We start from the raw sequence: 14,819 nt of genomic DNA on the forward strand, positions 1-14,819 counted from the left end.
AAAAAAATGATTACCCTTTATCGTTTGGATTGAGGGCTGCTGTCAACCGTTGTTGTACCTCTAATTGCAGCGCATTATTAAGCGCACGCCGGTCGGCGGTGGCGATTATAAATAAATCTTCTACTCGTTCACCAATTGTCGTAATTCTGGCCCCGTGAAGGGAAATTCCGAGGTCGGCGAACACTTTCCCGACACGTGCCAATAGCCCTGGCTGATCGAGCGCAATCAGTTCGAGGAAAGATTTCCGGTCAGTATGCGTTGGCAGGAAATTCACCTCGGTATCGACGGAGAAGTGACGCAATTTTGCCGGCTGACGACGCGGCTGCGGTGCCTGCCAACTGCGTTGGGTAATGGCCTGTTCCAGCCCAAGACGAATAGCCTCATGGCGATCGGATGAGAGCGGGCTACCGTCGGGTTCCAGCACGATAAACGTATCCATTGCCATGCCGTCACGGGTGGTGAAAATCTGCGCGTCGTGCACGCTGAGGTTACGTCTGTCCAGCTCTGCACAGACCGCCGCAAAGAGGTAAGGGCGATCCGGGCTCCAGATGAAAATCTCGGTGCCGCCACGGGTGGCCTGCGGGCTTAACAGGATCATCGGTTCTGTGAGATCGTGCTGCAACAGGTGGCGGGCGTGCCAGGCAAGCTGATTTGGCGTGTGACGCACAAAGTAATTGGCGCGACAGCGGTTCCAGATTTGATGCAGCTTCTCTTCGTCAATGTTGTCCATGCGCAGCAGGGCCAGCGCCTGCATCTGGTGATGACGCACGCGTTCGCGCATATCCGGCGTGTTATCCATTCCCCGGCGCAGCTGTTTTTCGGTGGCGAAATAGAGTTCGCGCAACAGGCTTTGCTTCCAGCTGTTCCACAGGGTTTCATTGGTGGCACAAATATCAGCAACCGTCAGACACACCAGATAGCGCAGACGGTTTTCCGTTTGCACCAATTCAGCAAACTGTTTAATGACTTCCGGATCCTGAATATCACGCCGCTGAGCGGTGACGGACATTAGCAGATGATGGCGCACCAGCCAGGCAACCAGTTGCGTTTCGCGAGAATTCAGGCCGTGCAGTTCGGCAAACTTCAGCACGTCTTCCGCACCCAGAATGGAGTGATCCCCCCCGCGTCCTTTGGCGATATCGTGAAACAGTGCGGCTATCAGAATCAGTTCAGGATGGGTAAGACGCGGCCAGAGATCGACGCACAGCGGGTGGCGCGGGCGCGTCGCTTCTTCGGCAAAGCTTTCCAGTTTAAGCAGTACGCGAATGGTGTGTTCATCGACTGTGTAGGCGTGGAACAGGTCAAACTGCATTTGACCGACAATGTGCGACCACTGCGGCATATAGGCCCACAGCACGCTATGGCGATGCATCGGAAGCAGGCCGCGTTTCACTGCGCCGGGATGGCGCAGCATGCTGAGGAAAATCGAGCGGGCTTCCGGGATATAGCACAATGGCTGCGCCAGATGACGACGCGCATGGCGCAGGTGGCGCAGGGTTGTGGAGTAAATCCCGGTAATGGTGCTGTTGCGCACCATAATAAAGAACATGCGCAGAATCGCCTGCGGTTCGCGGATAAATAGCGTGTCATCGCGCAGGTCGATAAGCGTGCCGCGTAGCTGAAAATCATCGTCAATCGGGCGCGGTTTTTCATCTTCCGTCAGGGCGAGAATCGCCTCGTCAAAAAGCTGAAGCAGCATATGATTGAGCTCGCCGACGCGGCGCGTCACGCGGTAGAAATCCTTCATCATGTGTTCAACCGGCTGATTGCCTTCGCCGCCGTAGTTAAGGCGCTGGGCGACGCTAAGCTGGCGGTCGAACAGGAGGCGGTTGTCGTAGCGGTTGAGTTCAAGATGCAGGGCGAAACGGATTCGCCACAGCAGATGCAGACACTCATTGAGTTCGTTACGCTCGGCTTCGGTCAAAAAGCCAAAACCGACCATTTCATCCAGAGAGGTGGCGCCAAAGTGACGGCGAGCGACCCACTGTAAGGTGTGGATATCCCGCAGGCCGCCGGGGCTGCTTTTTATATCCGGCTCAAGATTATAGCTGGTGCCGTGATAGCGCTGGTGACGTGCGTTTTGCTCTTCTACTTTCGCCGGGAAGAATTTTTCTGACGGCCAGAAGCCTTCGCTGAAAATGTGTTTTTGCAGTTCCAGGAACAGGGCGACATCGCCAATCAGCAGGCGTGATTCAATCAGGTTAGTGGCAACGGTCAGATCTGAAAGACCTTCCAGCAGGCACTCTTCCAGCGTTCGTACGCTATGGCCCACTTCCAGCTTGAGATCCCAGAGTAGCGTTAATAGCTCGCCAATTTTCTGCGCCTGTTCATCGGGCAGTTTCTTACGGCTTAAAATCAGGAGATCGATGTCGGAAAGCGGATGTAATTCACCGCGTCCGTACCCGCCAACGGCAACCAGCGCGGCGTCTTCCACTTCACCAAAACCGTATTGAAGCCAGAGGCGCTGCAGGAGCTGGTCGATGAATTCGGTGCGCGCTTCGATGAGCTGTTCGGCGGAAATGCCGCTGTCAAAGGCTTCTCCCAGCCACCGCTGGAAAGCATCAAGATGGGCTTTGATGGTGGCAATGTTCAGCATATCCGCAGGCCAGGCACCGGGATTCTGCGGCTGATTGGGAAGGGTGGGGAGTGCGGTATTCGCGAGCTGTTCAGGAAGAGTTTTCATTGATGTTTGCGCCACCCATATAAAAGCCGGATGACGGCGCAAGCGCCTTATCCGGCCTACTGGAGAGAGCAATTTGTAGGCCTGATAAGATGCGTTGGCATCGCCATCAGGCAAATCAATTATTCGTCGTGCGAGATAACCGCCGGGATGGTGTCATCCTTACGCAGCGTCAGAATTTCGCAGCCGTTAGCCGTTACCACAATAGTATGCTCGTACTGCGCAGACAAGCTGCGGTCTTTGGTTTTTACCGTCCAGCCATCTTTCATGGTACGAATACGGTAATCACCGGCGTTCAGCATCGGTTCGATGGTGAAGGTCATGCCTTCTTTCAGTACCACGCCGCCGTCATCTGCATCATAGTGCAGTACCTGCGGTTCTTCGTGGAAGCCGCGACCGATACCGTGACCACAGTATTCGCGTACCACCGAGAAACCTTCTGCTTCCGCGTACTTCTGAATCGCCGCGCCGATGGTGCGCAGGCGGATGCCCGGTTTTACCATTTTGATGCCCAGATAGAGGCTTTCCTGGGTGACGCGGCACAGGCGCTCGCCCAGAATGGTTGGTTTGCCGACGATGAACATTTTTGAGGTGTCACCGTGGAACTCGTCTTTAATAACGGTTACATCGATGTTAACGATGTCGCCATCTTTCAGATGTTTAGCATCGTCGGGGATCCCGTGGCAGACCACTTCGTTAATAGAGATGCAGACTGATTTTGGATAACCGTGATAGCCGAGGCAGGCGGAGATCGCATGCTGGTGGTTGACGATCCAGTCATCGCAGATGCGATCCAGCTCGCCGGTGCTCACGCCCGGTTTGATGTGCTGCTCGATCATCTCCAGCACTTCGGCTGCCAGACGACCCGCGACGCGCATCTTTTCGATTTCTTCAGGTGTTTTAATAGAAATAGCCATGGAGTTTGTCCATCAGGGTCGAATTTATCGACAATAATTGTGTAAGTGCTATCAATGTTAACAGTCTGAAGCATCCACTACCAGATTGAGAATCAGTTACAGCATAGAGTGCCAACAATTATTGGTGTCTGCGGCGTATTTGTGGTATAAAGCGCGCCGGACTTCCGTTCCATTTGATATACACAGAATGGACTGAAGCGACAATCTCACTTTGTGTAACAACACACACGTATCGACACATGTTCCGGGGTGCCCTTCGGGGTCGGTAATATGGGATACGTGGAGGCATAACCCCAACTTAATCTATAGAGGTTTTAAATCATGGCAACTGTTTCCATGCGCGACATGCTCAAGGCTGGTGTTCACTTTGGTCACCAGACCCGTTACTGGAACCCGAAAATGAAGCCTTTCATCTTCGGCGCACGTAACAAAGTTCACATCATCAACCTTGAGAAAACTGTACCGATGTTCAACGAAGCGCTGGCTGAACTGAACAAGATCTCTGCTCGTAAAGGTAAAATCCTTTTCGTTGGTACTAAACGCGCTGCAAGCGAAGCGGTGAAAGAAGCTGCTAACAGCTGCGACCAGTTCTTCGTGAACCATCGCTGGCTGGGCGGTATGCTGACTAACTGGAAAACCGTTCGTCAGTCCATCAAACGTCTGAAAGACCTGGAAACTCAGTCTCAGGACGGTACTTTCGACAAGCTGACCAAGAAAGAAGCGCTGATGCGTACTCGTGAGCTTGAGAAACTGGAAAACAGCCTGGGCGGTATCAAAGACATGGGCGGCCTGCCGGACGCACTGTTCGTCATCGATGCTGACCACGAACACATCGCTATCAAAGAAGCGAACAACCTGGGTATTCCAGTGTTCTCTATCGTTGATACCAACTCCGATCCAGACGGCGTTGATTTCGTTATCCCGGGTAACGACGATGCAATCCGTGCTGTAACCCTGTACCTGAGCGCTGTAGCGGCTACCGTTCGTGAAGGCCGTTCTTCTGACCTGGCTTCCCAGGCTGAAGAAAGCTTCGTAGAAGCTGAGTAATAAGGCTTGATAACTCCCCCGAAAGTGTCCGAGTTGCAGTAACGAGTAATGTCTACGTGCTGCGGCTCATAACTGGAAGGGGAGAGCCCTTATAGACCAGGTAGTACACGTTTGGTTAGGGGGCCTGTTTATGGCCCCCTTTTTTCACTTTTATATCTGTGCGGATCAACGCCGGGCAGATCAAATCTTCCGAGGATTTTAGAATGGCTGAAATTACCGCATCCCTGGTAAAAGAGCTGCGTGAACGTACCGGCGCAGGCATGATGGATTGCAAAAAAGCACTGACTGAAGCTAATGGCGACATCGAGCTGGCAATCGAAAACATGCGTAAATCTGGCGCGATCAAAGCGGCTAAAAAAGCTGGCAACGTTGCTGCTGACGGCGTGATCAAAACCAAAATCGAAGGCAACTTCGGCGTGATTCTGGAAGTTAACTGCCAGACTGACTTCGTTGCTAAAGACGGTGGTTTCCAGGCGTTCGCAGACAAAGTTCTGGACGCAGCTGTTGCTGGTAAAGTAACTGACGTTGAAGTTCTGAAAGCACAGTTCGAAGAAGAGCGTGTTGCACTGGTTGCTAAAATCGGTGAAAACATCAACATCCGTCGCGTTGCAATCCTGGAAGGCGACGTTCTGGGTAGCTACCAGCACGGTGCGCGCATCGGTGTTCTGGTTGCGGCTAAAGGCGCTGATGAAGAGCTGGTTAAACACCTGGCGATGCACGTTGCTGCAAGCAAACCAGAATTCGTTAAACCAGAAGACGTGTCTGCTGAAGTGGTAGAGAAAGAATACCAGGTACAGCTGGACATCGCGATGCAGTCTGGTAAGCCGAAAGAAATCGCAGAGAAAATGGTTGAAGGCCGCATGAAGAAATTCACCGGCGAAGTTTCTCTGACTGGTCAGCCTTTCGTAATGGACCCGAGCAAAAACGTGGGCCAGCTGCTGAAAGAGCACAACGCTGACGTGACTGGCTTCATCCGCTTTGAAGTGGGCGAAGGCATCGAGAAAGTTGAAGCTGACTTCGCAGCAGAAGTTGCTGCAATGTCTAAACAGTCTTAATTGCACTGTTCGGAGCCGCCTCAGGGCGGCTCCTTTTTGTACCCGTCATGTGAAAATCAGCCAGCTCTTATAGGGGCGAATCGGCAGGAAGCGCATGATGTCACCTGATTTAATTCATCCCATTCGTGACACTCGCAGGAAAGAAAATGGCTACCAACGCAAAACCCGTCTACAAACGCATTCTGCTTAAACTGAGCGGCGAAGCATTGCAGGGGACTGAAGGTTTCGGTATTGACGCAAGCATCCTTGACCGTATGGCGCAAGAGATTAAAGAACTTGTTGAACTGGGCATTCAGGTTGGCGTAGTGATTGGCGGCGGTAACCTGTTCCGCGGTGCAGGTCTGGCGAAAGCGGGTATGAACCGCGTTGTGGGCGACCACATGGGCATGCTGGCCACGGTAATGAATGGCCTGGCAATGCGTGACGCACTGCATCGCGCCTATGTGAACGCTCGCCTGATGTCTGCCATTCCGCTGAACGGCGTGTGCGACAACTACAGCTGGGCAGAGGCGATTAGCCTGCTGCGCAACAACCGCGTGGTGATCCTCTCCGCAGGTACCGGTAACCCATTCTTCACAACTGATTCCGCAGCGTGTCTGCGCGGTATTGAAATTGAAGCCGACGTGGTGCTGAAAGCGACTAAAGTCGACGGTGTGTTTACCGCTGACCCGGCGAAAGATCCTACGGCGACCATGTACGAACAGCTGACTTACAGCGAAGTACTGGATAAAGAACTGAAAGTCATGGATCTGGCGGCGTTTACGCTGGCTCGTGACCACAAATTGCCGATTCGCGTATTCAACATGAACAAACCTGGCGCGCTGCGTCGCGTGGTCATGGGCGAAAAAGAAGGCACTTTAATCACGGAATAATTTCCGTCGAGGCCAAATACGGGTAAGATTCCGCTTTAATCATGCGGGTCACTTACCCGGTGGCATATTTTAAACAGGACTATACTTAGCGCATCTGTGCTACCGTCTGGTCTGACTGAGACAAGTTTTCAAGGATTCGTAACGTGATTAGCGATATCAGAAAAGATGCTGAAGTGCGCATGGACAAATGCGTAGAAGCGTTCAAAAACCAAATCAGCAAAATACGCACGGGTCGTGCTTCTCCCAGCCTGCTGGACGGCATCGTCGTTGAGTATTACGGCACCCCGACTCCGCTGCGTCAGCTGGCGAACGTCACTGTAGAAGATACCCGTACACTGAAAATCAACGTGTTCGACCGTTCTATGGGCCCGGCTGTTGAGAAAGCGATTATGGCGTCTGATCTTGGTCTGAACCCAAGCTCTGCAGGCACCGACATCCGCGTTCCGCTGCCGCCGTTGACTGAAGAGCGCCGTAAAGACCTGATCAAAGTGGTGCGTGGTGAAGCTGAGCAGGGCCGTGTCTCTGTGCGTAACGTCCGTCGCGACGCGAACGACAAAGTGAAAGCGCTGCTGAAAGACAAAGAGATCAGCGAAGATGACGATCGCCGTTCTCAGGACGACGTGCAGAAACTGACCGATGCTGCTATCAAGAAAATTGACGCGGCGCTGGCAGAAAAAGAAGCGGAACTGATGCAGTTCTAATCTGCATTCGTTTGCAGGAAAAAAACGCCGTACAGGAAGCGTATCGCTTTGCTGGCGGCGTTTTGCATTTATACTCTTCACCCTTCAAGTCGCTAAGCTGGACCTTTCATGAAGCAAATAACCGTTCTTGGCTCAACGGGCTCAATTGGCTGTAGCACGCTGGATGTTGTGCGCCATAACGCTGACCATTTCTCCGTAGCCGCGCTGGTTGCCGGTAAAAACGTTGAACGCATAGTAGAGCAGTGTTTGGAGTTTTCCCCGCGTTTCGCGGTGATGGATGACGCCCATAGCGCCGAGGCGGTGAAAATCGCCCTGCGTGAACACGGCAGCCGCACCGACGTCATGTGTGGGCAACAGGCGGCGTGTGAAGTGGCCGCGCTGGATGACGTTGATCAGGTGATGGCCGCCATTGTTGGCGCGGCGGGTCTGGTACCGACACTTGCCGCGATTCATGCCGGCAAAACGGTTTTACTGGCGAACAAAGAGTCGCTGGTGACCTGCGGACGCCTGTTCCTGGAAGCGGTAAAAGCCAGCGGTGCGCAACTTTTACCTGTCGACAGCGAACATAACGCCATCTTTCAGAGTTTGCCGCAAACTTTTCAGCAAGACCTGGGGTACGCTGATCTCGGGCAGCATGGCGTTACGTCCATTCTGCTTACCGGGTCTGGTGGCCCGTTCCGTGAGACGCCAATCAGTGAACTGCGCGCAATGACGCCGGATCAGGCTTGTCGTCATCCGAACTGGTCGATGGGGCGCAAAATTTCCGTCGATTCGGCCACCATGATGAATAAAGGTCTCGAATACATTGAAGCCCGCTGGCTGTTCAACGCCTCTGCCGCACAAATGGAAGTGGTGATTCATCCGCAGTCGGTGATCCACTCGATGGTGCGCTATAAAGACGGTAGCGTCATTGCGCAACTGGGCGAGCCGGATATGCGCACGCCTATCGCCAATGCGATGGCCTGGCCGGGGCGTGCAGATTCCGGCGTTAAACCGCTCGATTTCTGCAAGCTGGGCGCACTGACGTTTAGCGAGCCGGATTACGATCGTTATCCTTGCCTTAAGCTGGCGATGGACGCGTTTGAACAGGGGCAGGCAGCGACCACCGCACTGAATGCGGCGAATGAAATTACCGTTGCCGCGTTCCTGGATTCGCAGATTCGCTTTACTGATATCGCGGCGGCGAACCTGGGTGTGCTCGATGCGATGTCGCTTGCGGAGCCGCAGTCCGTTGATGAGGTGCTGGCGATTGACGCGCGTGCGCGTGATGTGGCGCGAAAACAAGTGATGCGTTTCGCAAGCTGAGGATTATCAGCCTGGGAACTGTCATGGTATTTGTTAGCGTCTGGCTTCAGTGATATAGTCTGCGCCACCGATTGCGCCTCTATTTTCAGGGGCAATCGTGAAAGCCGTGCTTCAACACGGCTTTTTTGCGACAGAAATATCAGTATTCCGGGGTACCGCTCATTCCTTTTCATGGACTAAAAACGCGTTATGTTGTCTGCTAATCAACCAATCAGCGAAAATGTGCCTGCCCACGGGTGTCGCCATGTGGCTATCATCATGGACGGCAATGGTCGCTGGGCGAAGAGACAAGGGAAGATTCGCGCCTTTGGACATAAAGCCGGGGCGAAGTCTGTTCGCCGCGCCGTGTCGTATGCGGCGAATAATGGCATTGAAGCATTAACCCTTTATGCGTTCAGCAGTGAAAACTGGAACCGCCCCGAGCAAGAAGTTAGCGCATTGATGGAGCTTTTCGTGTGGGCGCTGGATAGCGAAGTCAAAAGCCTGCATCGCCACAATGTGCGGTTGCGTATCATCGGTGATACCAGCCGGTTTAACGCCCGCCTGCAGGAGCGCATCCGAAAGGCGGAAGCGATAACCGAAAATAATACCGGGCTGACGTTGAATATCGCCGCTAATTATGGTGGCCGTTGGGATATTATTCAGGGAGTTCAGCGATTGGCTGAACAGGTTCAGGAAGGGTTACTCCGTCCCGATCACATCAGTGAAGATCTGCTGAGTCAGCAAATCTGCATGCATGAACTGGCTCCCGTAGATTTAGTAATTAGGACAGGGGGAGAACATCGAATCAGTAATTTTCTTATCTGGCAAATCGCCTATGCTGAACTTTACTTTACCGATGTTCTTTGGCCCGATTTCGATGAACAAGACTTTGAGGGTGCGCTGCATGCTTTTGCGAATCGCGAGCGTCGTTTCGGCGGCACCGAGCCTGGTGGCGAAAAGGCCTGATGGGGGTAGCTTTTGCTGAAGTATCGCCTGATTTCTGCATTAATTTTAATACCCGTTGTTATTGCGGCGCTGTTTTTGCTGCCGCCAGTCGGGTTCGCCATTGTTACGCTGGTCGTCTGTATGCTGGCCGCGTGGGAATGGGGACAACTGAGCGGATTTAGCTCGCGTACGCAGCGGGTATGGCTGGCGGTACTTTGCGGCCTGTTGTTGGCGGTGATGCTCTTCTTGCTTCCTGAGTATCATCATAACCTTCATCAACCGGTTGTAGAGATTTCGCTGTGGGCCTCACTGGCGTGGTGGGTTGTGGCGCTGGTACTGGTGTTGACCTATCCGGGTTCAGCGGCGTCATGGCGTCATTCAAAAACGCTGCGTCTGCTGTTTGGCCTCCTGACTATCGTGCCGTTCTTCTGGGGTATGGTCGCGTTACGCGCATGGCACTATGACGACAACCACTACAGCGGCGCGCTGTGGCTGCTGTATGTCATGATCCTCGTCTGGGGGGCGGATTCCGGTGCGTATATGTTTGGCAAGCTGTTTGGCAAGCATAAGCTGGCACCGAAGGTTTCTCCGGGGAAAACCTGGCAAGGATTTATCGGTGGCCTGATTACAGCCGCAGTCATTTCCTGGGCCTATGGATTGTGGGCAAATCTGGACGTAGCCCCCTCAACGCTATTAATATGCTCCATTGTCGCCGCGCTGGCTTCTGTGCTGGGCGATTTGACCGAGAGCATGTTTAAACGTGAAGCCGGTATCAAGGACAGTGGACATTTGATCCCCGGTCACGGCGGAATTCTGGACCGAATTGATAGCCTGACGGCGGCGGTTCCCGTATTCGCGTGCTTGCTGTTGTTAGTTTTCAGGACGATTTAACGGATGGGTCTATGCTGAGCATACTCTGGAATCTGGCGGCATTTATTGTTGCCCTGGGTGTATTGATCACCGTCCATGAATTTGGTCACTTCTGGGTTGCTCGCCGCTGTGGCGTTCGCGTGGAGCGTTTTTCTATTGGTTTTGGGAAATCGCTCTGGCGTCGCGTTGATAAACACGGCACCGAATTTGTTATCGCCCTTATCCCCCTGGGCGGTTACGTCAAAATGCTGGATGAGCGCGTCGAGCCGGTTGCGCCGGAGATGCGTCATTTCGCATTCAACAACAAAACGGTCGGCCAGCGTGCCGCCGTTATTGCTGCCGGCCCTGTCGCTAACTTCCTTTTTGCTATCTTCGCTTACTGGCTGGTGTTTATCATTGGCGTTCCTGGCGTGCGTCCGGTTGTCGGTGAAATAACCCCCAATTCGATTGCGGCAGAAGCACAAATTGCACCAGGCACGGAACTAAAAGCCGTAGATGGTATCGAAACGCCTGATTGGGATGCAGTGCGTTTGGCGATGGTCGCGAAAATTGGCGACGAGCGTGCCACCCTCACTGTTGCTCCTTTCGGGAGTGAACAGCGTCAGGATAAAATCCTGAATTTGCAGCACTGGGCGTTCGAACCGGATAAAGAAGATCCTATCGCTTCACTCGGTATTCGTCCGCGCGGTGCGCAGATTGAACCTGTTCTCGCTGAGATTCAGGCCGACTCTGCTGCCAGCAAAGCCGGTTTGCAAGCTGGCGACAGGATCGTTAAAGTCGATGGTCAGCCGCTGGAAAACTGGATGATGTTTGTCACGCTGGTGCGTGATAACCCCGGTAAAGGACTGCGGTTAGATATCGAAAGACAGGGGAGTCCCTTGTCTTTGACGCTGATACCGGATACAAAACACGGTAACGGAAAGGCGGAAGGGTTTGCGGGTGTGGTACCAAAAGTTATCCCGCTACCTGACGAATACAAAACAGTGCGCCAGTATGGGCCGTTTAGCGCCATCGCTCAGGCCACGGATAAAACGTGGCAGTTGATGAAGCTGACGGTTAGCATGCTGGGCAAATTGATCACCGGTGACGTCAAACTGAACAACCTCAGTGGGCCGATTTCGATCGCTCAGGGGGCTGGGATGTCAGCGGAGTACGGGTTGATTTACTATCTGATGTTTCTTGCGCTCATCAGTGTAAATCTGGGTATCATCAACCTGTTCCCGCTCCCCGTGTTAGATGGGGGACATCTGCTGTTTTTGGCGATTGAAAAGCTGAAGGGCGGTCCGGTATCCGAGCGAGTTCAAGACTTTAGTTATCGCATTGGCTCAATATTGCTGGTGCTGTTAATGGGGCTTGCACTTTTCAATGATTTCTCTCGGTTATGAGAGTTAGTTAGGAAGAACGCATAATAACGATGGCGATGAAAAAGTTGCTTATAGCGTCGCTGCTGTTTAGCAGCGCGACCGTATACGGTGCTGACGGGTTCGTAGTGAAGGACATTCATTTCGAAGGCTTGCAGCGAGTCGCTGTTGGTGCGGCCCTCCTCAGTATGCCAGTACGTCCTGGTGATACCATAACTGATGACGATATCAGTAATACCATTCGCGCACTGTTTGCCACTGGCAACTTTGAGGACGTTCGCGTTCTGAGAGACGGCGATACGTTACTGGTTCAGGTCAAAGAGCGTCCAACGATTGCCAGCATCACCTTCTCCGGCAACAAGTCGGTGAAAGATGACATGCTGAAGCAGAACCTTGAAGCATCAGGCGTTCGGGTTGGTGAATCTCTTGACCGCACCACCCTTTCGGATATCGAAAAAGGGCTCGAAGACTTCTACTACAGCGTGGGTAAATACAGCGCAAGTGTAAAAGCCGTTGTCACCCCGCTGCCACGTAACCGTGTCGATCTGAAACTGGTCTTCCAGGAAGGCGTCTCCGCGCAAATCCAGCAGATCAACATCGTGGGCAACCACGCGTTCAGTACGGAAGATCTCATCTCAAACTTCCAGTTGCGTGATGAAGTGCCATGGTGGAACGTCGTCGGCGATCGTAAATATCAGAAACAGAAACTGGCGGGCGACCTTGAAACCCTGCGCAGCTACTATCTGGATCGCGGTTACGCACGTTTCAACATCGACTCCACGCAGGTGAGCCTGACGCCAGATAAAAAAGGCATCTACATCACCGTTAACGTGACGGAAGGCGATCAATACAAACTCGATAGCGTGCAGGTGAGCGGTAATCTTGCTGGTCACTCCGCTGAAATCGAAGCGCTGACCAAAATCGAGCCGGGCGAGCTGTATAACGGCACCAAAGTGACCAAAATGGAAGATGACATTAAAAAGCTTCTGGGTCGCTATGGTTACGCCTATCCACGCGTTCAGTCTCAGCCGGAAATCAACGATGCGGATAAAACCGTTAAACTGCATGTGAACGTTGATGCGGGTAACCGTTTCTACGTGCGCAAAATCCGCTTTGAAGGTAACGACACCTCCAAAGATGCCGTTCTGCGTCGCGAAATGCGTCAGATGGAAGGGGCATGGCTGGGTAGCGATCTCGTTGACCAGGGTAAAGAGCGTCTGAACCGTCTGGGTTACTTCGAAACTGTTGATACCGACACCCAACGCGTACCGGGCAGCCCGGACCAGGTGGATGTGGTTTACAAGGTGAAAGAGCGTAACACCGGTAGCTTCAACTTCGGTATCGGTTACGGTACGGAAAGCGGCGTCAGCTTCCAGGTTGGCGTACAGCAGGATAACTGGTTAGGTACGGGCTACTCCGTGGGTATCAACGGCACCAAGAACGACTACCAGACTTATTCTGAGTTTTCTGTGACCAACCCGTACTTTACGGTCGATGGCGTGAGTCTCGGCGGTCGTATCTTCTACAATGACTTTAAAGCGGATGATGCGGACCTCTCCTCCTATACCAACAAAAGTTATGGTGTAGACGGAACGCTGGGCTTCCCGATCAACGAATACAACACGCTGCGTGCGGGTCTGGGCTATGTCCATAACGACCTGTCTAACATGCAGCCGCAGGTAGCGATGAACCGTTATCTGGATTCCATTGGTCAGAATGCCAGCAAAACGTCTGATGATAATAACTTCTCGGCGGATGACTTCACCTTCAACTATGGTTGGACGTATAACAAACTGGACCGCGGTTACTTCCCGACGGACGGTTCGCGCGTTAACCTGAACGGTAAGGTCACCATTCCGGGCTCGGATAACGAGTTCTATAAAGTCACGCTGGATACCGCGTCCTACTTCCCGATTGATGACGACCACAAGTGGGTTGTTCTGGGTCGTACGCGTTGGGGTTACGGTGATGGCCTGGGCGGCAAAGAACTGCCGTTCTATGAAAACTTCTATGCCGGTGGTTCCAGCACCGTACGTGGCTTCCAGTCGAACAACATCGGTCCTAAGGCGGCTTACTATGGCCCGGGCACCGATAACTGTGAAACCACCAAAGACGGTAAACCTGGCATCTGTAATTCAGATGATGCAGTCGGCGGGAACGCCATGGCTGTTGCCAGCATGGAACTGATTGTACCTACGCCGTTCGTGAGTGATAAATACGCGAACTCAATCCGTACGTCCGTCTTCTGGGATGCGGGTACTGTGTGGGATACAAACTGGAAAGACACTGCAGAGACGCGTGCCGCGGGGATCCCTGACTACAGCGATCCAAGCAACATCCGTATGTCTGCGGGTATCGCATTACAATGGATGTCCCCATTGGGGCCGTTGGTCTTCTCCTACGCCCAGCCGTTCAAGAAATACGATGGAGACAAAGCCGAGCAATTCCAGTTTAACATTGGTAAAACCTGGTAATTGCTCACTTGCAAAGGAATGCAGTGCAGTGTAGTGACGCTGTATAGGCATAGCGTTAAGTGGCCTTCGGGCCACACAAAAAACGGTACCTTCGGGTACGCATGGGATGGTAAGGAGTTTTATTGTGAAAAAGTGGTTAGTAGCTGCAGGGTTAGGTTTAGCAATGGCTGCGTCTGCTCAGGCAGCAGATAAAATCGCAATTGTTAACATGGGCAACCTGTTCCAACAAGTTGCACAGAAAACCGGTGTTTCCAGCACGCTGGAAAATGAGTTCAAAGGCCGTGCCAGCGAACTTCAGCGTATGGAAGGCGACCTGCAGTCTAAAATGCAGCGTCTGCAGTCCATGAAAGCCGGTTCAGACCGCACCAAGCTGGAAAAAGACATCACTTCTCAGCGTCAGACTTTCGCACAGAAAGCTCAGGCATTTGAGCAGGATCGCCAGCGTCGTACCAACGAAGAGCGCGGCAAACTGGTTACCCGTATCCAGACTGCTGTGAAATCTGTTGCAAATAGCCAGAGCATCGACCTGGTTGTTGACGCTAACGCCGTTGCATTCAACAGCAGCGATGTGAAAGACATCACCGCTGATGTACTGAAACAGGTTAAATAA

General features: G+C 52.9%; 12 protein-coding genes. 10 read left to right on the forward strand and 2 right to left on the reverse strand.

Translation table 11 applies throughout. The annotated features are described in order from the left end of the window. Positions 1 to 10: 10 nt before the first annotated feature. Together glnD and map are read right to left on the reverse strand one after the other, a co-directional pair. Positions 11 to 2,683 carry a bifunctional uridylyltransferase/uridylyl-removing protein GlnD gene (gene glnD / locus DBY68_RS20055; RefSeq protein WP_108476969.1) on the reverse strand — a complete coding sequence of 891 codons (2,673 nt, stop codon included), beginning with the start codon at positions 2,681 to 2,683 and terminating at the stop codon, positions 11 to 13. A 119-nt stretch (positions 2,684 to 2,802) separates the two neighbouring features. Then, a complete protein-coding gene (gene map / locus DBY68_RS20060) occupies positions 2,803 to 3,597 on the reverse strand; it encodes a type I methionyl aminopeptidase (RefSeq protein ID WP_108476968.1) in 795 nt (264 codons plus the stop codon). A gap of 321 nt (positions 3,598 to 3,918) precedes the next feature. Here map and rpsB point away from each other — a divergent pair, with 321 nt between their 5' ends. The 10 genes from rpsB (at position 3,919) to skp (ending at position 14,819) form a co-directional block, all read left to right on the forward strand. Beyond that, complete coding sequence (rpsB, locus tag DBY68_RS20065) at positions 3,919 to 4,644, forward strand: 30S ribosomal protein S2 (RefSeq protein WP_015965847.1); 726 nt, start codon at positions 3,919 to 3,921, stop codon at positions 4,642 to 4,644. 203 nt (positions 4,645 to 4,847) lie between these two features. Continuing rightward, the gene (gene tsf, locus DBY68_RS20070; protein WP_015965846.1) at positions 4,848 to 5,699 is read left to right on the forward strand and encodes a translation elongation factor Ts; all 852 of its coding nucleotides are present in this window, start codon (positions 4,848 to 4,850) and stop codon (positions 5,697 to 5,699) included. A gap of 146 nt (positions 5,700 to 5,845) precedes the next feature. Further along, complete coding sequence (gene pyrH / locus DBY68_RS20075) at positions 5,846 to 6,571, forward strand: UMP kinase (protein ID WP_015965845.1); 726 nt, start codon at positions 5,846 to 5,848, stop codon at positions 6,569 to 6,571. A 143-nt stretch (positions 6,572 to 6,714) separates the two neighbouring features. After that, entirely contained in the window at positions 6,715 to 7,272 is a 558-nt protein-coding gene (gene frr, locus DBY68_RS20080) for a ribosome recycling factor (RefSeq protein WP_015965844.1), read from the forward strand. Between the two features lie 108 nt (positions 7,273 to 7,380). Beyond that, the gene (gene ispC / locus DBY68_RS20085) at positions 7,381 to 8,577 is read left to right on the forward strand and encodes a 1-deoxy-D-xylulose-5-phosphate reductoisomerase (RefSeq protein ID WP_108476967.1); all 1,197 of its coding nucleotides are present in this window, start codon (positions 7,381 to 7,383) and stop codon (positions 8,575 to 8,577) included. Positions 8,578 to 8,766: 189 nt separating this feature from the next. Then, positions 8,767 to 9,525: a (2E,6E)-farnesyl-diphosphate-specific ditrans,polycis-undecaprenyl-diphosphate synthase gene (gene ispU, locus DBY68_RS20090; RefSeq protein WP_108476966.1), complete on the forward strand. Its 759-nt coding sequence runs from the start codon at positions 8,767 to 8,769 to the stop codon at positions 9,523 to 9,525. 12 nt (positions 9,526 to 9,537) lie between these two features. Then, positions 9,538 to 10,395, forward strand: coding sequence for a phosphatidate cytidylyltransferase (gene cdsA / locus DBY68_RS20095; RefSeq protein WP_108476965.1), 858 nt, complete (start codon positions 9,538 to 9,540; stop codon positions 10,393 to 10,395). A gap of 11 nt (positions 10,396 to 10,406) precedes the next feature. Then, on the forward strand, positions 10,407 to 11,759 hold the full coding sequence (rseP, locus tag DBY68_RS20100; RefSeq protein WP_015965840.1) for a sigma E protease regulator RseP: 1,353 nt from the start codon (positions 10,407 to 10,409) through the stop codon (positions 11,757 to 11,759). Between the two features lie 29 nt (positions 11,760 to 11,788). Next, on the forward strand, positions 11,789 to 14,209 hold the full coding sequence (gene bamA / locus DBY68_RS20105; RefSeq protein ID WP_108476964.1) for an outer membrane protein assembly factor BamA: 2,421 nt from the start codon (positions 11,789 to 11,791) through the stop codon (positions 14,207 to 14,209). 124 nt (positions 14,210 to 14,333) lie between these two features. Next, on the forward strand, positions 14,334 to 14,819 hold the full coding sequence (gene skp / locus DBY68_RS20110; protein ID WP_108476963.1) for a molecular chaperone Skp: 486 nt from the start codon (positions 14,334 to 14,336) through the stop codon (positions 14,817 to 14,819).

The sequence above is a fragment of the Pseudocitrobacter sp. RIT415 genome (genome assembly GCF_003057695.2).
Classification (GTDB): domain Bacteria; phylum Pseudomonadota; class Gammaproteobacteria; order Enterobacterales; family Enterobacteriaceae; genus Pseudocitrobacter; species Pseudocitrobacter faecalis.

Excerpts from the sequence above, each read along its gene's own strand:
- glnD (WP_108476969.1), bottom strand. The coding sequence starts at position 2,683 with ATGAAAACTCTTCCTGAACAGCTCGCGAATACCGCACTCCCCACCCTT.
- map (WP_108476968.1), bottom strand. The coding sequence starts at position 3,597 with ATGGCTATTTCTATTAAAACACCTGAAGAAATCGAAAAGATGCGCGTC.
- rpsB (WP_015965847.1), top strand. The coding sequence starts at position 3,919 with ATGGCAACTGTTTCCATGCGCGACATGCTCAAGGCTGGTGTTCACTTT.
- tsf (WP_015965846.1), top strand. The coding sequence starts at position 4,848 with ATGGCTGAAATTACCGCATCCCTGGTAAAAGAGCTGCGTGAACGTACC.
- pyrH (WP_015965845.1), top strand. The coding sequence starts at position 5,846 with ATGGCTACCAACGCAAAACCCGTCTACAAACGCATTCTGCTTAAACTG.
- ispC (WP_108476967.1), top strand. The coding sequence starts at position 7,381 with ATGAAGCAAATAACCGTTCTTGGCTCAACGGGCTCAATTGGCTGTAGC.
- ispU (WP_108476966.1), top strand. The coding sequence starts at position 8,767 with ATGTTGTCTGCTAATCAACCAATCAGCGAAAATGTGCCTGCCCACGGG.
- rseP (WP_015965840.1), top strand. The coding sequence starts at position 10,407 with ATGCTGAGCATACTCTGGAATCTGGCGGCATTTATTGTTGCCCTGGGT.
- bamA (WP_108476964.1), top strand. The coding sequence starts at position 11,789 with ATGGCGATGAAAAAGTTGCTTATAGCGTCGCTGCTGTTTAGCAGCGCG.